Source organism: Streptomyces sp. CB02400, from assembly GCF_001905725.1.
In the GTDB taxonomy this organism is placed as follows: Bacteria; Actinomycetota; Actinomycetes; order Streptomycetales; family Streptomycetaceae; genus Streptomyces; species Streptomyces atrovirens.
In genome coordinates, this window is record NZ_LIWB01000004.1 from 516,105 (window position 1) to 534,469 (window position 18,365).

At 71.6% G+C, this 18,365-nt stretch carries 15 protein-coding genes; 8 read left to right on the forward strand and 7 right to left on the reverse strand.

Annotated features, from left to right (window positions below; all coding sequences use genetic code 11):
• Window positions 1-142: 142 nt before the first annotated feature.
• The 7 genes from AMK33_RS13420 (at window position 143) to AMK33_RS13450 (ending at window position 10,011) form a co-directional block, all read left to right on the forward strand.
• Window positions 143-3,469, forward strand: a complete 3,327-nt coding sequence (locus tag AMK33_RS13420) for an RHS repeat-associated core domain-containing protein (RefSeq protein ID WP_079194841.1) — start codon at window positions 143-145, stop codon at window positions 3,467-3,469.
• 524 nt (window positions 3,470-3,993) lie between these two features.
• Complete coding sequence (locus AMK33_RS13425) at window positions 3,994-4,953, forward strand: D-2-hydroxyacid dehydrogenase family protein (RefSeq protein ID WP_073933012.1); 960 nt, start codon at window positions 3,994-3,996, stop codon at window positions 4,951-4,953.
• Between the two features lie 69 nt (window positions 4,954-5,022).
• Entirely contained in the window at window positions 5,023-6,204 is a 1,182-nt protein-coding gene (locus AMK33_RS13430; protein WP_073933013.1) for a hypothetical protein, read from the forward strand.
• Window positions 6,205-6,340: 136 nt separating this feature from the next.
• Window positions 6,341-6,946: a LysE family translocator gene (locus AMK33_RS13435; RefSeq protein ID WP_073933014.1), complete on the forward strand. Its 606-nt coding sequence runs from the start codon at window positions 6,341-6,343 to the stop codon at window positions 6,944-6,946.
• Between the two features lies 1 nt (window position 6,947).
• Window positions 6,948-7,679, forward strand: a complete 732-nt coding sequence (locus AMK33_RS13440; RefSeq protein ID WP_073933015.1) for a B3/B4 domain-containing protein — start codon at window positions 6,948-6,950, stop codon at window positions 7,677-7,679.
• A gap of 32 nt (window positions 7,680-7,711) precedes the next feature.
• On the forward strand, window positions 7,712-9,208 hold the full coding sequence (gene pdxR, locus AMK33_RS13445) for a MocR-like pyridoxine biosynthesis transcription factor PdxR (protein ID WP_073933062.1): 1,497 nt from the start codon (window positions 7,712-7,714) through the stop codon (window positions 9,206-9,208).
• 149 nt (window positions 9,209-9,357) lie between these two features.
• Window positions 9,358-10,011, forward strand: a complete 654-nt coding sequence (locus tag AMK33_RS13450) for a DUF4232 domain-containing protein (protein ID WP_073933063.1) — start codon at window positions 9,358-9,360, stop codon at window positions 10,009-10,011.
• Window positions 10,012-10,038: 27 nt separating this feature from the next.
• Here AMK33_RS13450 and AMK33_RS13455 read toward each other — a convergent pair whose 3' ends face one another.
• The gene (locus AMK33_RS13455) at window positions 10,039-10,488 is read right to left on the reverse strand and encodes a hypothetical protein (protein ID WP_073933016.1); all 450 of its coding nucleotides are present in this window, start codon (window positions 10,486-10,488) and stop codon (window positions 10,039-10,041) included.
• Window positions 10,489-10,699: 211 nt separating this feature from the next.
• A complete protein-coding gene (locus tag AMK33_RS13460; RefSeq protein WP_073933017.1) occupies window positions 10,700-11,212 on the reverse strand; it encodes a peptidoglycan-binding domain-containing protein in 513 nt (170 codons plus the stop codon).
• Between the two features lie 230 nt (window positions 11,213-11,442).
• On the opposite strand from AMK33_RS13460, the gene AMK33_RS13465 reads away from it, so the two are divergent.
• Window positions 11,443-12,483 (forward strand): helix-turn-helix domain-containing protein, encoded by a 1,041-nt coding sequence (locus tag AMK33_RS13465; protein ID WP_073933018.1) that lies wholly within the window; start codon window positions 11,443-11,445, stop codon window positions 12,481-12,483.
• Between the two features lie 66 nt (window positions 12,484-12,549).
• On the opposite strand, the gene AMK33_RS13470 is transcribed toward AMK33_RS13465, so the two are convergent.
• From AMK33_RS13470 to AMK33_RS13490, 5 genes are all read right to left on the reverse strand, one after another.
• The gene (locus tag AMK33_RS13470; RefSeq protein WP_073933019.1) at window positions 12,550-14,247 is read right to left on the reverse strand and encodes a uroporphyrinogen-III synthase; all 1,698 of its coding nucleotides are present in this window, start codon (window positions 14,245-14,247) and stop codon (window positions 12,550-12,552) included.
• The gene (gene hemC, locus AMK33_RS13475) at window positions 14,244-15,239 is read right to left on the reverse strand and encodes a hydroxymethylbilane synthase (protein ID WP_073933020.1); all 996 of its coding nucleotides are present in this window, start codon (window positions 15,237-15,239) and stop codon (window positions 14,244-14,246) included. The genes AMK33_RS13470 and hemC overlap by 4 nt, the downstream gene beginning before the upstream one ends.
• The gene (locus AMK33_RS13480; protein WP_073933021.1) at window positions 15,236-16,939 is read right to left on the reverse strand and encodes a glutamyl-tRNA reductase; all 1,704 of its coding nucleotides are present in this window, start codon (window positions 16,937-16,939) and stop codon (window positions 15,236-15,238) included. The genes hemC and AMK33_RS13480 overlap by 4 nt, the downstream gene beginning before the upstream one ends.
• Window positions 16,936-17,703, reverse strand: a complete 768-nt coding sequence (locus tag AMK33_RS13485) for a redox-sensing transcriptional repressor Rex (RefSeq protein ID WP_073933022.1) — start codon at window positions 17,701-17,703, stop codon at window positions 16,936-16,938. The genes AMK33_RS13480 and AMK33_RS13485 overlap by 4 nt, the downstream gene beginning before the upstream one ends.
• 301 nt (window positions 17,704-18,004) lie before the next feature.
• On the reverse strand, window positions 18,005-18,283 hold the full coding sequence (locus AMK33_RS13490; protein WP_073933023.1) for a glutaredoxin family protein: 279 nt from the start codon (window positions 18,281-18,283) through the stop codon (window positions 18,005-18,007).
• Window positions 18,284-18,365 lie beyond the last annotated feature (82 nt).

Consider the following 18,365-nt stretch of genomic DNA (forward strand, 5'->3'; position numbering starts at 1 on the left):
GCCCGTATGCATATGACGTTCGAGGGCACATCGCGTCGCTTTGTGTGCGTCCTGTGACACCTTGTGGGGCGCCGGTGACCGTGGGGGTCTCCGGTTCCGACTGCCCGTCTGTCGTACTCCTGACTCCCTGTGGGGGAAGCTGATGCACTCGCGTGCCGTGCGCACGCCGTCGTGGCGTGCCCGGAGAACACACAGAACCGCTCTCGTCGCGGCGATCACCACGGCCGCCGTGGTGATCGCGGCGGCACCCGGCCTGGCGGCGACGCCGAAGCCCGTGCTGCCGGAGCCGGAGAGCCCGTGGACCGAGCCGACCAAGGTCGAGGCCCCGGCGACGCCGGTGGGTTCGACGAAGCCCCCGGCCTCCCGCGCGGAGGCGGAGCCGTCCGCGGAGGTCGCCGCGTGGCGTACGGCGCAGGAGGCCCGCGCGGCCGGGGAGGACACCACCGCCCGCGCGGCCGGGAAGGGCTCCACCGCCCGCGCGGCCGCTGCCGCCGGGACGGCGTACGTCCCCGAGGGGCAGGGCGAGGTGCCCTGGCACCGCATCCTCGACACCCGCCTGAACGACGCGCTGGTGGCGCGGGTGAACGTCTCCGACGGCAACCTGATGCTGGCGGCCACCGACTTCGACATCGCCGGGGTGGGCCAGAAGCTTCGACTCACCCGCACCTACAACTCCCTCGACGCCCCCTGGGGGAAGGTGTCGCAGCGCTGGTGGCAGGCCTACGAGCGCTACCTCCAGGTCGGCGACGGCGAGGTCGTCGTCTTCGACGCCACCGGCGAGACCCTGCGCTTCGAGGAGACGGGCACGGGCGGTTACACCACCCCGGCCGGCTACTCCAAGGACCTGAGGAAGAACGCGGACGGCACCTACACGCTGACCGACCGCAAGTCCGGCACCAGGGACACGTACGACGAGCACGGCACCCTGCTCGAGGTCACGGACAGGAACGACGGCACGATCACCGTCGACCAGCACGACGAGGGAGCCGAGCACAAGGGCTTCAAGCTCACCGAGACCCGCTCCGGCCGCTGGATCGACATGCTCAAGACCTACGGCGACCAGTGGCAGGCCAAGGACCACACCGGCCGCACCGCCGTCCTCGACCTCGACGCGGCCGGCAACCTCACCAAGGTCACCGACACCGCCGGCAAGGCCACCACCTACGCGTACGACTCCTCGCGCCGGGTGACGAAGGTGACCACCCCCGAGGGAACGGTCACCCTCTTCACCTACGACGGCCACAACCGCGTCACCTCCGTGCAGCGGGCCACCGCGTCGTCCTCCAGCGGCCGCACCGGCCCGACCTGGCGCTACGACTACAGCGCGGCCACCCCGTCCGACGCCGGCACCACGACGGTCACCGACCCCGACGGCGACGAGACGATCTACACGCACAACGCGGACGGCGAGGTCACCAAGGTCACCGACCCCCTCGGCCACTCCCGGCACGCCACCTACGAGAACCACCTGACCCAGACCGCCATCGACGCGATGGGCACGGGCGCGGACGGCACCGGCGGCAACACCACCACCTACGGCTGGGACGGCCGCAACAACCCGGTGAAGGCCGAGCTGCCGATGGGCGCCACCGCCCAGGTCTCCCAGTACCGGACCATCGCGGGCACCGACCTGCCCGACGACTTCACGACCGCCGACGGCCGCAAGGACAGCTTCACGTACGACGCCAACGGCAACACCCTGTCGGTGACCACGTCGGGCACCGCCGGCGCGACCCGCGAGTACACCTACAACGAGGCCGACCCGAAGTGCGGCGGCTTCGAGGGCCAGCGCTGCACGGCGAAGGACGGCAACGGCAAGGTCACCTCGTTCACCTACGACACCAAGGGCAACCTGATCAAGGTCAAGCCCCCGGCGCCGCTGGGAGAGACGACCTACACCTACGACGCGCTGGGCCGGGTGGAGACGGTCAAGGACGGCCGGGGCATCACCACCGTCTACGGCTACGACTCCCGCGACCGCGTGCGCGAGGTCTCCTCCACGAACCTCACCGTCACCTACTCCTACGATGGCGACGGCAACGTCACGACCCGCACCGACGCCTCCGGCACCACCACCTGGCAGTACGACAAGCTCAACCGTGAAAGCGTGCGCACCCTGCAGAACGGCGCGCAAACGGCCCTCGCCTACACCCCCGGCGGCGACGTCGACCACTACACCGACCCGACCGGAAAGACCGACTACACCTGGGACGACGCAGGCCGCCTCGACCATCTGGTCGCCCCGGACGGCAAGAAGACCGACTTCGACTACGACGACAACGACAAGCGCACCACGACCGTCTACCCCGGCGGCACCACCCAGACGGTCACCCTCGACAAGAACGGCCGCCCGGAGAAGATCAAGACCACCTCCGGCACGCAGACGTTCGTCGACCTGACCTACAGCTACAAGAACACCGCGGGCAAGGACACCACCAAGGTCCGCACTCGCACCGACAACCTCACCAAGCTCACGACCACCTACGACTACGACTCCCAGGACCGCCTCCGCCACGCCCTGGAGGCCGACTCCACGGGCGCGCGCAAGGCGTCCTGGCTGTACTGCTGGGACAAGGCCGGCAACCTCACCAGCCACGACGGCAGCAAGAGCACCTGCCCGGGCGCCACGACCTACAGCTACGACGACGCGAGCGAGCTGACCGGCAAGAACGGCTCCACCGCCGGCTGGTCCCACGACAAGCTCGGCAACGAGACCACCGGCGCGAGCACCACCGCCCGCACGAACGAAACCTGGACGGACCACAGTCAGCTCTCCGGCATCACCGCAGCCGGCAAGAGCTACGACCTGGTCCACGCAGGGACGGACAACTCCGAACGCACCAAGCTCGGTTCGACCTGGTTCCACCACACCGCGCTCGGCCTGGCGTCCACGACGACGAACGGCGTCGACACCGGATTCATCCGCGAACCGGCGGGCACCCTGAACTCCATGACGACTGGGGGGAAGTCCTTCTACTACCTCACCGACGCCACCGGCAACGTCCTCGGCCTCGTCGACGACGCGGGCAAGCGCACCCACACCTACGCCTACGGCCCCACCGGCCTGCCCCGCACCACCCCCACCGAGGCCGTCCCCCAGCCGTACCGCTACGCCGGCGCCTACCTCGACCCCACCGGCCTGTACAAGATGGGCCACCGCTACTACGACCCCGCCCTCGGCCGCTTCACCCAGCCCGACCCCTCCGGCCAGGAGGAGAACCCCTACCTCTACGCCGCCGGCGACCCCGTCAACCGCGTCGACCCCACCGGACTCCTGTGGGACGACATCGCCGGGGCGCTGAAGTCGGGAGCGAAAACCGTGGGGCGCTGGGCGAAGCCGACGCCCGGCTATGTCGCCGCCTGCTACACCACGAATTCGATACTGGACGAAGACGGTAGCGACTGGAGCGAAGAAATGGGGGACTTGTGGGCTTGCGCTGATCCCACCGGCGGATTCATCCCCGACTGATCAGGGCAAGGCAGGAGGGCGGGGGCCGAAATCCCCCGCCCTTCCCACCTCTCCGCACGACGTCTTGACAACGGGAGGAAGGCCATCTCATGGAGAACTCCAAGAAGATACAGGTCGCCCTCTGGGTGATCGCGATAGCAGTTGGCGTCATCGTCGGTATCTGGACGGTCGACTGAGCCACCGCGGGTGCCCGTGCCGTCGTGCCGGCGTCCGGTACGGCTGGAACCGCCGGCGCCGGTGCCGGGTCGTGCCCATGGTGACGGCGGCGACCGTCCGGGAACGCTCGATCCGCCCGCCCCGCCGCCCCGGACTGCGCCGAACCTGGACGACGAACACCGCGCTCCTCCCCCGCGCCGGCCCGCGCGCCCTGCTGCTGGACCCGTGGGTCCCAGGCGGACTGATCATCGGCTGCGAGGCCCTGTTCATCTCCCACGCCCCCGGTCACGACCGCAGCTCATGCCGGACAATCCAGGGGCGCCCGCCCGAGCCGTGGCGGGGGCACCGGCTCACGGGAAAGGACCGACATGCGGCTTCGCTGTGCCGTGCTCGACGACTTCCAGGACATCGCCACCACGATCGCCGACTGGAGCCCCCTCCACGACCGCGTGGAGGTGACTTCCTTCACCGAGCACTTCGCCACGGAGGACGAACTGGCCGCGGCGCTCGCGGACTTCGACATCGCGGTGACGCTGCGGGAACGCGTCCCGTTCCGCGCCTCCCTGCTGGACCGGCTCCCCCGGTTGAAGCTGATCGTCGCGTCCGGCATGCGCAACTCGGTCATCGACCGCGCCGCCGCCGAACGCAACGGCGTCACGGTCTGCGGCACCCAGAGCTCCCCCACCCCGCCGGTGGAGCTGACCTGGGCACTGCTGCTCGGACTGGCCCGCGGCATCGTCCCGGAGAACAACGCCCTGCGTGCGGGCGGCCCCTGGCAGTCGACGGTCGGCGCGGACCTGCACGGCCGCCGCCTCGGCCTGCTCGGACTGGGCAAGATCGGCAGCAGGGTGGCGCGGGTGGGCCTCGCCTTCGGCATGGAGGTCACGGCGTGGAGCCCGCACCTCACCAAGGAGCGCACGGACGAGGTGGGCGTCGAACTGGCGTCCTCGAAGGAGGAGTTGCTCCGCACCGGCGACTTCGTCTCGCTCCACCTCGTCCTGGGCGACACCACCCGGGGCATCCTGGGCGCCCCCGAACTGGCCCTGATGAAGCCGACCGCCCACCTGATCAACACCTCCCGCTCGGCACTCGTCGACCAGGACGCCCTGCTCACCGCGCTGCACGAGGGCCGTATCGCGGGCGCGGCGGTCGACGTCTTCGACACGGAGCCCCTGCCCGCCGACCACCCGATGCGCACCGCCCCCCGCCTCCTGGCCACCCCGCACCTCGGCTACGTCTCGCAGCTCAACTACCGCACGTACTACGGCCAGGCGGTCGAGGACATCGAGGCCTACCTGTCCGGCACCCCGGTCCGCCGCCTCGGCTGAGGTCGCGGGGCGCTAGAATGTGCGTGTTGGCCTTCGACGCCCCCGCGGGAGCGTTCGAAGGCTTTTTTCATGCCTTCCGACACCTCCGAACCCACCACCACGTACCGCGCGTTGCTCGGCAACCGCGAGTTCACCGGCCTGTACGCGAGTTTCACCCTCACGGTCGCCGCGAGCACGCTGTCGGGCTTCGCGCTCGCCACGCTGGTCGACCAGCGGACCGGCTCCCCGTTCCTGACGGCCGTGAGCATGTACGGCGCCACCTTCGCGACCGTGCTCGGCGCGATGACGCTGATGTCGGTCGCGGACGGGAACCGCCCCCGCCGCACCCTCGTCGCGCTCCAGTGCGTCTCGCTGCTGGGCGTGGCCGCACAGGCGGTCCCCGGACTGCCGCTGACCGCCCGCTTCGCCCTCCTCCTGGTGCTGGGCTTCTTCCAGTCCCTGGGCACCGGCACCCGGATGGGGCTGCTCGCCGAGGTGGTGCCCGCCTCCGCATACGTCCCGGCGCGTTCGCTGATGAACATCACCTCGGGCGGCATGGCCGTCCTCGGCTACGCGCTCGGCGCCGTACTGCTGCGGTACCTGAGCCCGCAGGGCGTCTTCGTCACCGCGACGGCCCTGACCGGCGCCGGGCTGGTCGTGGTGGCGACGACCGTCCGGGAACGCTCGATCCGCCCGCCCCGCCGCCCCGGCCTCCGTCAGACCTGGACGGTGAACACCGCGCTCCTCTCCCGCTCCGGTCCTCGTGCGCTGCTGCTGAACCTGTGGGTCCCCAACGGCCTGATCGTCGGCTGCGAGGCCCTGTTCATCCCCTACGCCCCCGACCACGCCGGTGTCCTCCTGGCCGCCGGGTCCGCGGGCATGCTCCTCGGCGACCTGACCGTCGGACGGCTCCTGACCGCCGAACGGCGGCGCCGCTGCGCGTTCGCCCTGCGCCTGCTGCTCGCCGCCCCCTACCTGCTGTTCGTCCTCCACCCTCCCCTGCCGGTGGCGACGGCCGCCGTGTTCGTCGCCAGTGCCGGTTTCGCCGCCACCCTCCCCCTTCAGGAACGGCTCCTGACGCTGACCCCGGACCCGGTCCGCGGCCAGGTCCAGGGCGTCGAGTCGGCCGGCCGCATGACGTGGCAGGGCATCGGCGCCGCGCTCGCGGGCGGCGCCGCCCAGTACCTCACCCCCGCCACGACCATCACCGCTCTCGCCGCGGTCTCCGTCACCGTCACGGTCCTCTCCCGCCCCTTCGTGGCCCGCACCTGAGCCGCCGCCCGGCGGAGGGGGGCCAGGTCGGTCACCCCGCGGCCTTTGGACCGGTCGGACCGGCACCTTTTGGCTCTGCCCTTCGGACCATGGCCGCGGCAGGCTGGGAGGACCGTCGACCTCCCGGAGGGTTCTCTTGAGTCTCGCGTTCCTGCTGACCACCCTGGTCGTGGTGGTCACCCCCGGCACCGGCGTGGTGTACACCCTCGCCGCCGGGCTGTCCCACGGCCGCCGGGCCAGCCTGGTGGCCGCGCTCGGCTGCACCCTCGGCGTCGTGCCGCACCTGGTGGCGACGATCAGCGGTCTCGCCGCGCTGCTGCACACCAGCGCCGTCGCCTACTCGGTGGTGAAGTACCTCGGTGTCGGCTACCTGCTGTACATGGCGTGGGCGACGCTGCGCGACAAGGACGCACTGGCCGTCGAGGCGGAGTCCGAGCCGCGGCCGGCGCTCCGCGTGATCACCTCGGGAGTCCTGATCAACGTGCTGAACCCGAAACTGACGATGTTCTTCGTCGCGTTCCTCCCCCAGTTCGTCCCCGCCGGCACGCCCGGCTCCCTCGGCCTCATGCTCCGGCTCGGCGCGGTCTTCATGGCGCTGACCTTCGTCGTCTTCGCCGCGTACGGCATGTGCGCCGCGGCCGTGCGCGACCGCCTGACGGCCCGCCCCCGGATCATGACCGGCATCCGCCGGGTGTTCGCCGTCTGCTTCGTGGGCCTGAGCGCACGGATGGCGGTGGCGTGAGATGCGTTTCCGGCACACGGACGCGATCTGGTCCGACCACCCCCACCTCGCGGTGGGCGCGCTCCACGCCACCGGCGTCAGCCGGGCGGCCGACGTCGGCCCGCGCGTCGCGGAGTACACCGCCCGCGCCCTGGCCCGGCTGGCCGACGCCCCCGAGGGCCGGTTCCCCGAAGTGCTGGCCTGGCGCCGGGTCTTCGCCCGGATGGGGCTGAAGCCGACCCAGTACCGGTGCGCCTCGGAGTCCCTGCTGCGGCGGCTGCGCAAGGAAGGGGCGCTGCCGCGCATCCACCCGGTGGTCGACCTGTGCAACGCGGTCTCCGTCGCGTACGCCGTCCCGGTCGCGGTGCTCGACGCCGACCGCGTCACCGGCCCGCTGCTCGAAGTGCGCCACGCCCGCGGTGACGAGGAGTACACGACCTTCGGCGGCGGTACGGAACACCCGGCACCCGGCGAGGTGACGTACGCCGACTCCGCCGGGCGGGCGCACGCCCGCCGCTGGACCAACCGGCAGAGCGGCCACTCCGCGGTCGGCGATCACACCAGCCGGGTCTTCGTGGTGGTGGAAGCCGTGCACGACGGCGGGACGGACACCGTCGCGGAGGCACTGCGGACGATCGCACGGGAACTCACCGCGCACTGGCGGGTCACCCCGGCGACGGCCCTTCTCACCTCCTCCGCACGGGAGTTCACGTTCAGCGACGAGCCGCTGTCCGGCACCCGGGCGGCGCCGTAGCGGTGCGTGGCACCAGTGCCGCCGATGGCACCATGGGTGCGGTGAGCGAGAGGGAAGCACCGACGAGCGGTACGGCGGCGCACGGCTCCGACTTCCTGCAGCTACGGCCCGAGGACGCGCCCTCGGGCGGCAAGGCGGACTGGCTGGCCGGGCGGCTGCGGCAGGCGATCACCGACCGCCGGCTGACCGTGGGCAGCAGACTGCCGGCCACCCGGGTGCTCGCCGCCGAGCTGCGCGTCTCCCGGGGCGTGGTCACCGAGGCGTACCGGCGGCTCGCCGAGGACGGACATGTCGAGGGGCGCCGGCGCGGCGGCACGGTGGTGGTCGCGGCGCCCCCCGCCCGCGGGCCGAAGGTCCCGCACCCCGGTCGGACAGCGCCCCACTCCCCCTTCACCGGCGAGCCCGGCGCCGACGTCTTCGACGCGCTGCGCGCCGCCGACGCCCGCGTCGACCTCACCCCCGGCCGCCCCGACCTCTCCGCGTTCCCCCGCACGGCCTGGCTGCGCGCCGAACGGGCCGTGCTCGCCGAACTGTCCACCGCGGACCTCGGGTACGGCGATCCCCGCGGTGCCCCGCGGCTGCGCCGCGCCGTCGCCGACTGGCTGGCGCGCAGCCGCGGCATCCGGGTCGAGCCGGACGGGATCCTGATCGTCGCCGGCACCGCGCAGGCGCTCACCCTGCTGCACCCCGTGCTGTCGGCGGACGGCATCACCGGTGTCGCGGTGGAGGACCCCGGCTCGCTCGGCACCCGCCAGCACCTGCGGAACGGCGGTCTGGCCACCCCGCCGGTACCGGTCGACGACCAGGGCCCGCGCGTCGACGCGCTGCGCGCCACCGGCGCCCGCGCCGTGCTCCTCACACCGGCCCACCAGTTCCCCACCGGGGTCGTGACGAGCGGCGAGCGCCGCCGCGAACTGCTGCGCTGGGCCGCGGACGGCGGACTGATCCTGGAGGACGACTACGACGCCGAGCACCGCTACGACCGCCCGCCCGTGCCCGCGCTGCGCTCCCTGCTCGCCGACCGCCTGTGCTACATGGGCAGCGTCTCCAAACTCCTCGCCCCCGCACTGCGGACCGGCTGGATGATCCCGCCGCCCCACCACCTGCACGCGCTCACCGAAGCGAAACGCTTCACCGACCTGGGCAACGCCGTACTGCCGCAACTGGTCCTCGCCCGGCTGATGGAATCGGGCCAGCTGGAGCGCCACCTACGCCTGCTCCGCACCCGTCACATCCGCCGCCGCGACGCGGTGATCGACGCCGTCACCGCACACCTGCCGGGCGCGGTCGTCCACGGCGCGGCGGCCGGCCTGCACCTGACGGTCACCTACGCGCCGGACGTACCCGACACCGAACTGGCCGCCGCAGCCCTCGCCCGCGGCGTGAAGTGCCATCCCCTGTCCTGGCACCGCCAACTCCCCGGCCCCCAGGGCCTGGTCCTCGGCTACGCGGCCGACCCGCCCGGAGTCCTCACCGAGGGCGTGCGGACCCTCGGCCAGGCCCTGCGCGAGCTGACCCGGCGCTCCTGAGCTCCGTGTCACCGTCTCCCTCCATCTGTAACAGGGGTGTATTAGCGGGCTGTTGGGCGAAACGCAGGACCGGGCCGGCCGCTCTTGGTGTGCGGAAACGCTGCCCGGACCGACGGTCCGGCGCCCCGACCGACACCGAGGAAGACACCATGCGCGTCAACAAGCTCACCATCGCAGCCCTGGCCGTCGTCGCGGGCCTCTCGCTCACCGCCTGCCAGAACGACGACCTCGCCGCGGACCAGGGCGACTCGTCCTCCTCTTCCTCCTCGACCGGCGGCTCGGCTCAGGACTCCGCGAAGGACTCCGCGAAGGACTCCGCCGGAAAGGAAACGGAAGGAGGGCAGGGCACGTCCGCCGGAACCGGCTCCGGCGAGGACAGCGAGACCGGCAAGTGCCGCACCGACGAACTGGAGGTCACGGCGGTGGACCACTCCACCGAGGGCGACCCGGAGGGCATGGTCGCGGTGGAGTTCACCAACGGCGGCGGCCGGGACTGCGCGATGTCGGGTTACGCGGGCGTCGACCTGAAGACCAACGCGGGATCACTGTCCGCGGAGCGCACCGGCGAAGAGGCCCCCTCGATCGTCCTCAAGGACGGCGATTCGGTGGCCTTCGCCGTCTCCTACCCGGTCAACGACTCGGGCGGCTCCGGCGTCCGCATCACCGGCCTGGTGGTGACCCCGCCGAACGAGACGAAGTCGGTCACCCTCGACTGGCCGGGCGCCGCCTCGCTGCCCGTCACGGACGGCTCCGGCACCCCGGTGAAGGTCGGCCCGATCGGCAGCGCCGGCCAGGGCGGCTGACCCGCGCCACCGGTACCGGGGTCACCGTCAGTGGATGGTGTACTCGCACAGGTGCTTGCCCTCGACGCCGCCCTCGTCCTCGACGACCTTCTTCCCGTCGACGGTGATCGAGCAGGGAGCCGCGCCCAACTGGCCGTTGGACATCTTCACCGGGCCCGGCACGACGGACACGATGGTCCCGACCTTGCGCTGGGTGGAGTTCAAGGTGAGTTCGCCCGACTTCTTCCACGGCAGCGTGACCTGCTCGGAGCGGTTGGTGTCGAGGTTGTAGTAGACACTGGTCTTGCCCTCGCCACCGACTTCGATGGTGACCTCGTACGTCCTGTCCTCGCCCTCGGAGGCCGGCCCGGAGGAAGAAGCGACCGTGCTCCCACCGGCGCGCTCCTTCTTTTCACCATCGCTGCTGCTGCCGCCGCCGCACGCCGTCATCAGCCCGGCCGCCACGATGAGCGCCGTCACGGTCGTTGCCCTGCGCATGTGTGTTCTCCCACGTGATACGGATATGACCCGATGTGCGTCATGGGTCATACGAAGCATCGTATGCATGGCACCGACCGGCATCGCAGGGCGCCGACGGGCCGCTCACCGGGCGAGGTCCGACCCTCCCGTACCCCTCCGGCCGCTGACGCGGCGAACACACGTGGCCCGTACCAGCGTTCAAGGGGTACGGGCCACGTGTGTTCGCTGCTCAGCAGTACTTGTAGGAGGCGAAACGCTCCCCGCCGTTGGCCCAGACGATCCAGCGCCCGCTTGAATCGCGGTCGGCGAGATGGCGCAACGAGGACCGGGGTGAGTCGTAGTTGATGATGTCCTCGCCGTAGATGTTCGTGCCGGAGGCCCTCAGGTACTGGCCCGCCTTGGTGAACGTCTTCGGCCCCGCCACCCCGTCGGCCACGAGACCGTGGTCCCGCTGCCACTGCTTGGTGGCCGCCAGGGTGTTGTTGCCGAAGGAGCAGTCCACCGCGGCGGAGTGGTTGGTTCCCAGGTAGCCGTCGGCCCAGAGAATGGTCTGCCACACCGCGACGGCGCCGCTGTACTGCCCGTACTTCACCGGGCCCTCGTCGGTCAGGTCGTCCAGCACGGTTCCGGCGCCCGAGATGTATCCCCCGGAGACGGTGGCGCTGGCCGGGGTGCCGATCGTCAGCGTGCCGGCGATCGACAGGGCCACGGCGGTGGCGGTGATGTACGACTTGCGTCTCATGCTGTGTCCGATCGTCAATACGGTTGAGTCGTTGCGGCGAGTTACCGGCGCCTTCAGCCCTGGAGATTAGGGGGCGACGGGGAGGCGGACTTTGTCGTGCGCGTGCGGGTGTTTGTCAGTTGTGCACACCGGCCACCGGCCCCGCCGCTCCCCGCCCCTTGTGCGCCGAATACCGGCAGCCTCATCCTGATCTTCGCGAGGGGCGGGACGACCGTGGGGAGAGGTGGCTCGTGAGAGAAGCGGATCACCACGCCATCACGCCGGCACCCGGTCCGAGGCATGCGGCACTGGACATCTCGGCCGTACCGCCGCAGGAACGCGAGGACACGATCCGGCACGCCCTGTGGAAGTCCTTCTCCCGGGTCGACATCGCCCATCACTCCCCCGCGGGGAAGATCTGGGGGCGCATGAGACTCGGCACCATGGGTCCCGTCAAGCTCTGTTCCGCGCAGGGGCCCCCGGTGACCTTCCACCGTACGGAGCGGCTGGCACGGGAGGACGACGAGCCGGCGGTGTTCCTCGGCCTCCAGATGACGGGGACCAACCTGGTGGAACAGTACGGGCGCCAGTCCCTGGTCACTCCGGGAAACCTCGTGGTCTACGAAACGACCGCTCCGTACACACTTCACTTCAGCAGGGGGGTCGGCTACCACTCCTTCCGTATCCCGCGCGAGGTGCTCGCGCTTCCGGAGCGGTTACTGCGCGCCGTCGCCGCCACTCCTCTCGGCCCCGACAACCCCACCGCACGCCTCGCCTTCACGTACTTCTCCCGGCTGGCGGTCAGCGAGGAGTTGCACGACGGGGCGCACGCCGAAGCAATCATGGAACCCAGCGTGGAACTCCTCCGCGCGGTCGTGGCCTCCCAGCTCGGCGACACCGGCCCCGGCCGGGTGGCACCGGCGGAGGTACCGCTCAGCCTGCGGATCACCCAGTACATCCGGACGCACCTGGCCGATCCCACCCTGTCGGCCGCGCGGATCGCCGCCGCGCACGGCATCTCGGTCCGCCACCTCTACACCGTGCTGTCCCGGTCGGGCATCAGCCTCGGAGACTGGATCCGCTCACACCGCCTGGCCGAGTGCAGGCGGGAACTGGCCGGTCCGGGCGGCCGGGCGCGGACCATCGCCGGAATCGGCCGGAGCTGGGGCTTCGCGGACGCGACCCACTTCAGCAAGGTGTTCAAACAGACCTACGGCGTCTCACCACGGACCTGGCGGGACCAGCACCACCCCGCCCCCGCGCGAAAGAGCCGTACACGGAAGACGAGTTAGGGCCGCTGACGCAAACGGGGCGGGCACAGCGTACGTACGCTGTGCCCGCCCCGCTGCTCGCCGGGATCAGGTCGTCGACCGACGCCTCCGCGCCCCCGGCCGCCGCTCGCTCGGCCTCGTCACCGGGTCGCCGGCGTCCAGCGCGGCCAGCCGGCGGCGCGTGCCGAAGTCGGCCAGGGCCTCCGCCAGTTTGTGGACCGACGGCTCGGGAGCCATCACGTCCACCCGCAGGCCGTGTTCCTCGGCCGTCTTCGCCGTCGCCGGGCCGATGCAGGCGATCACCGTCACGTTGTGCGGCTTGCCCGCGATGCCGACCAGGTTCCGGACCGTCGAGGACGACGTGAACAGGACCGCGTCGAAGCCACCGCCCTTGATCGCCTCGCGGGTGTCCGCGGGCGGGGGCGAGGCGCGCACGGTCCGGTAGGCCGTGACGTCGTCGACCTCCCAGCCCAGCTCGATCAGGCCCGCGACCAGCGTCTCCGTGGCGATGTCGGCGCGCGGCAGGAAGACGCGGTCGATCGGGTCGAAGACCGGGTCGTACGGAGGCCAGTCCTCCAGCAGGCCCGCCGCCGACTGCTCGCCGCTCGGCACCAGGTCCGGCTTCACGCCGAAGGAGATCAGCGCGTTGGCCGTCTGCTCGCCCACCGCCGCGACCTTGATGCCCGCGAAGGCACGGGCGTCGAGGCCGTACTCCTCGAACTTCTCGCGGACCGCCTTCACCGCGTTGACGGACGTGAACGCGATCCACTCGTAGCGGCCCGTCACCAGGCCCTTGACCGCCCGCTCCATCTGCTGCGGGGTGCGCGGGGGCTCCACCGCGATCGTCGGCACCTCGTGCGGCACGGCGCCGTACGAGCGCAACTGGTCGGAGAGCGACGCCGCCTGCTCCTTCGTACGCGGCACGAGCACCTTCCAGCCGAACAGCGGCTTGGACTCGAACCACGACAGCTCGTCGCGCCGGGCGGGGGCGCTGCGCTCACCGACCACGGCTATCACCGGCCGGCCGCCGTCCGGGGACGGCAGCACCTTCGCCTGCTTCAGCGTCTGCGCGATCGTGCCGAGCGTCGCCGCCCAGGTGCGCTGCCGGGTCGTCGTACCGGCGACGGTCACCGTCAGCGGAGTGTCGGGCTTGCGTCCGGCGGACACCAGTTCGCCCGCCGCGGCGGCCACGGAGTCGAGCGTGGTGGAGACGACCACCGTGCCGTCCGACGCCCCGACCTCCGTCCAGCAGCGGTCCGAGGCCGTACGCGCGTCCACGAAACGGACGTCCGCGCCCTGCGCGTCACGCAGCGGCACACCGGCGTACGCGGGTACGCCGACCGCCGCCGCGACACCGGGGACGACCTCGAACGGCACCCCGGCCGAGGCGCACGCCAGCATCTCCTCGGCGGCGTACGCGTCGAGCCCGGGATCACCGGACACCGCACGCACGACCCGCCTGCCGCCCCGCGCGGCCTCCATGACAAGATGTGCCGCATCCCGCATCGCGGGGGCACTGGTGGTTGTTGACGCGCCGTCAACGACCGTCAGCTGGGGCGTGCCCGTGCCCGGATCCGACGTGTCGGAGTCCGTGTGCACCTCGGCGACGCCCTGCCTCGCGTGCGTGCGTACGACGTCGAGCACCTCGTGCTCGGCGACGAGGACGTCCGCGTTCGCCAGCGCCTCCACGGCGCGCAGGGTCAGCAGTCCCGGATCCCCGGGTCCGGCACCGAGGAAGGTGACGTGCCCGTGTTCCGGAGGGGCGGGAAGGGTGGTGGGGCTCACTGTGCTCGCTCCCCCATCAGACCGGCCGCGCCCTGCGTGAGCATCTCGGCGGCGAGTTCGCGACCGAGCGCCATCGCCGCCTCGTGCGTCTCGGGCACGGGACCGGTGGTGGACAGCTGCACCAGCGTCGAGCCGTCGGTCGAACCGACGACGCCGCGCAGGCGCATTTCCTTGACAATCTGCCTGTCGGCCCGGGAGTCCCCCCGCTCCAGCGGAGCCGAAAGTGGGGGGAGGTCGGCCAGCGCGCCCACAGGGGCGGAACAGCCGGCCTCCAGGGCGGCGAGCAGGGAACGCTCGGCCGTCACGGCGGCCCGCGTGAGCGGGTCGTCGAGTTCGGCGAGCGCGGCGATCAGCTCCGCGTCGTCCGCGGCGCATTCGACCGCCAGTGCCCCCTGGCCGGGAGCGGGCAGCACCGTGTCGACCGACAGGAAGTCGGTCACCTCGTCACTGCGTCCGATCCGGTTCATCCCGGCGGCGGCCAGCACCACGGCATCGAGTTCGCCCTTGCGGACGTACCCGATGCGGGTGTCGACGTTGCCCCGGATCGGAACCGTCTCGATGTCCATGCCGTGGCTGCGCGCGTACGCGTTCAGCTGCGCCATGCGGCGCGGCGAACCCGTACCGATGCGGGCGCCGCGCGGCAGGTCGGCGAGCTTCAGCGCGTCGCGCGTGACCATCACGTCGCGCGGGTCCTCGCGCACCGGGATGGCCGCCACGACCAGTTCGTCGGGCTGTGTGGTCGGCAGGTCCTTCAGCGAGTGCACCGCGAAGTCCACCTCGCCCCGCGCCAGTGCCTCGCGCAACGCGGCCACGAACACGCCCGTGCCGCCGATCTGCGCGAGGTGCTCGCGCGAGACGTCACCGTACGTGGTGATCTCGACGAGCTCGACGGGCCGTCCGGTCACCTGGCTCACGGCTTCCGCCACCTGCCCGGACTGGGCCATGGCGAGCTTGCTGCGCCGCGTCCCCAGCCTCAGTGCCTTCTCAGTCATGCCGGCCCTCGGTTCCTTGCGTTCTTCTCGGTGCTTTCCTCGGCTCGGGAGACGGAGGCCACCGTCTCGGGGTCGAGGTCGAACAGGGTGCGCAGCGCGTCCGCGTACCCGGCGCCGCCGGGCTCGGCCGCGAGCTGCTTGACCCGTACCGTCGGCGCGTGGAGCAGCTTGTCGACCACCCGCCGCACGGTCTGGGTGATCTCCGCGCGGTGCTTGTCGTCCAGGCCGGGAAGCCGCCCCTCCAGGCGGGCGATCTCGCCGGCCACCACATCGGCCGCCATGGTGCGCAGGGCGACGACGGTCGGCGTGATGTGCGCCGCCCGCTGTGCCGCCCCGAACGCGGCGACCTCGTCGGAGACGATACGCCGCACCTGGTCCACATCGGCAGCCATCGGAGCGTCCGCGGAGGCTTCCGCGAGCGATTCGATGTCGACGAGGCGCACGCCGGCCAGCCGGTGCGCGGCCGCGTCGATGTCGCGCGGCATCGCCAGGTCCAGCAGGAACAGCACGGGCTCGGGGCGCGGCGGCTCGGCCACCGGCTCCGGGCGGCGCCGCTCGGGGATCCGGCCGACGGTGGACGCGGTCGCGGCGAGCGCGCCGATCAGCTCGGCGTCGGCCTCCGGACCGCTGCGGCCGGTCCGGCCGGTCCGGCCACGGTCGACGGTCGTGCCCGCGGCCCATGCCGCGTGCTGCTCCAGCGTCGCCGCGTCCATTCCGGCGACGGCGGCCTCGCCCATCACGGAGAAGCCGGGCCGTACGGCGGACAGGTCCAGCGGGCAGCCCTCTTCCGTGCCCACGGAGGTGGGCGGGAGCGGTGCCTCCTCGACCGGGGCGGTCCCGACGGCCGGCTGCTCGCCGACCCGGCCCTCGACGCCCGCGGCGATCGCCTCGGCCGTGAGGACCAGTCCCGTCGCGCCGGTGCAGGAGACGACGACGTCGGCACGTGTCAGCTCGAACGGCACCGATCCCATCGGGACCGCGCGGGCCAGCACGTCCGTGTCGTCGCCCTCGGTGAGGATCTGTGCGAGGCGCTCGGCACGCTCGGGCGTGCGGTTGGCGATCACGATCTCGGCGACACCGGCCCGCGCGAGCGTGGCCGCGGCCAGCGAGGACATCGAACCGGCGCCGATGACCAGCGCCTTCTTCTCCCGCGCCCAGGTCTCGACGGGCGCGCCGACGGCGAGCTGCTCCAGGCCGAAGGTGACCAGGGACTGCCCGGCGCGGTCGATACCGGTCTCGGAGTGGGCCCGCTTGCCGACCCTCAGCGCCTGCTGGAACAGGTCGTTCAGCAGCCGTCCGGCGGTGTGCAGTTCCTGCGCGCGGGCGAGCGCGTCCTTGATCTGGCCGAGGATCTGGCCCTCGCCCACGACCATCGAGTCCAGCCCGCAGGCCACCGAGAACAGGTGGTGGACGGCCCGGTCCTCGTAGTGCACATAGAGATAAGGAGTGAGCTCCTCCAGGCCGACCCCGCTGTGCTGGGCGAGCAGCGTGGACAGCTCGGCGACACCGGCGTGGAACTTGTCCACGTCGGCGTAGAGCTCGATGCGGTTGCAGGTGGCGAGGACCGCGGCCTCGGCGGCGGGCTCCGCGGCGACCGTGTCCTGCAGCAGCTTGATCTGCGCGTCCGCGCCCAGCGAGGCCCGCTCCAGCACGCTGACCGGCGCGCTGCGGTGGCTCAGTCCGACGACGAGGAGACTCATGCCGGCATCACGGCGGGTACGTCCCCGTCGGGCCCCTGGTCGGTGGCGGACTGCTTGCGCGGGGCGGCCGGGGCGGCGACGGCACGCTCGGCCGTGGCCTCCTCGCCGGCCTTGCGCTGCTCGTGGAAGGCGAGGATCTGCAGCTCGATGGAGAGGTCCACCTTGCGCACGTCGACACCGTCCGGAACGGTCAGCACGGTCGGCGCGAAGTTCAGGATCGAGGTGACACCGGCGGCCACGAGACGGTCGCAGACCTGCTGGGCGGCGCCGGCGGGGGTCGCGATCACGCCGATCGACACGCCGTTGTCCGTGATGATCGACTCGAGCTCGTCGGTGTGCTGCACCGGGATGCCGGCGACGGGCTTCCCGGCCATCGCGGGGTCGGCGTCGATCAGCGCGGCGACCCGGAAACCACGGGAGGCGAACCCGCCGTAGTTGGCGAGGGCGGCGCCGAGGTTACCGATTCCTACGATCACAACCGGCCAGTCCTGGGTCAGGCCGAGTTCGCGGGAGATCTGGTACACGAGATACTCGACGTCGTAGCCGACGCCCCTGGTCCCGTACGAGCCCAGGTAGGAGAAGTCCTTGCGCAGCTTCGCGGAGTTGACCCCCGCGGCGGCCGCCAGCTCCTCCGAGGAGACCGTGGGCACCGAGCGCTCGGAGAGCGCGGTGAGGGCGCGGAGGTACAGCGGAAGGCGGGCGACGGTGGCCTCGGGAATCCCTCGGCTACGGGTCGCCGGTCGGTGAGTTCGGCCAGTTGCCACGGTGCTCCTGCGGGTAGAGCGGGGCTTCAGGCGGTCATACGTCAGGTCATACGTCCCCGGACCGCCCCGTCGAATGCAGGCTATGTCTTTGTGAACGCGTGCACAAAGATTGTGTCCGATTTGCCCGGCCAACGTGACCGGGGTCACGCGCCCCCGGCGCACTCGCGAGGAACCGGCGCACGAGCGCCACCGTTCCTTTTCTTCTGGGGGCAAAACCGCACACTCTCCTCTGTGAATCCCGCCCCCGAGACCAAGCCACCATCGATCCTAAGCGACTTTCCGGCCAGTTTGGACTGGCCGGTCAGTCGGTGAGGGCCCTGCGGAGGCGGTCCTCGTTCACGCGCCAGAAGGTGTGCTGGTCGCCGTCGACGAGGACGACGGGGATCTGCTCCCAGTACCGGTCGTGCAGCTCCCGGTCCTGGGTGATGTCCTTGTGCTCCCACGGGACGCCGAGCTCTCCGCACACCTTCTCCACCACCACCTGCGCGTCGTCGCACAGATGGCAGCCGGGCTTGCGCACGAGGGTGACGAGCCGGTCCTGCGGGGCGGCCGGGGTGTTGCGGCGGAAGAGTGGGCTCATACGGGCCATTGTCCCGCGCGCCTTAACGCCCCGGACCCGGAGAGTTCACGACGCTCGAACCTCTCGGCTCCGGAACATCCGC

Bases quoted from the DNA above. Each gene is read 5' to 3' on its own strand.
- AMK33_RS13420 (WP_079194841.1), top strand. From the start codon at position 143: ATGCACTCGCGTGCCGTGCGCACGCCGTCGTGGCGTGCCCGGAGAACA.
- AMK33_RS13425 (WP_073933012.1), top strand. From the start codon at position 3,994: ATGCGGCTTCGCTGTGCCGTGCTCGACGACTTCCAGGACATCGCCACC.
- pdxR (WP_073933062.1), top strand. From the start codon at position 7,712: ATGGGTGCGGTGAGCGAGAGGGAAGCACCGACGAGCGGTACGGCGGCG.
- hemC (WP_073933020.1), bottom strand. From the start codon at position 15,239: ATGACTGAGAAGGCACTGAGGCTGGGGACGCGGCGCAGCAAGCTCGCC.
- AMK33_RS13460 (WP_073933017.1), bottom strand. From the start codon at position 11,212: ATGAGACGCAAGTCGTACATCACCGCCACCGCCGTGGCCCTGTCGATC.
- AMK33_RS13440 (WP_073933015.1), top strand. From the start codon at position 6,948: ATGCGTTTCCGGCACACGGACGCGATCTGGTCCGACCACCCCCACCTC.
- AMK33_RS13450 (WP_073933063.1), top strand. From the start codon at position 9,358: ATGCGCGTCAACAAGCTCACCATCGCAGCCCTGGCCGTCGTCGCGGGC.
- AMK33_RS13490 (WP_073933023.1), bottom strand. From the start codon at position 18,283: ATGAGCCCACTCTTCCGCCGCAACACCCCGGCCGCCCCGCAGGACCGG.
- AMK33_RS13480 (WP_073933021.1), bottom strand. From the start codon at position 16,939: ATGAGTCTCCTCGTCGTCGGACTGAGCCACCGCAGCGCGCCGGTCAGC.
- AMK33_RS13430 (WP_073933013.1), top strand. From the start codon at position 5,023: ATGCCTTCCGACACCTCCGAACCCACCACCACGTACCGCGCGTTGCTC.
- AMK33_RS13455 (WP_073933016.1), bottom strand. From the start codon at position 10,488: ATGCGCAGGGCAACGACCGTGACGGCGCTCATCGTGGCGGCCGGGCTG.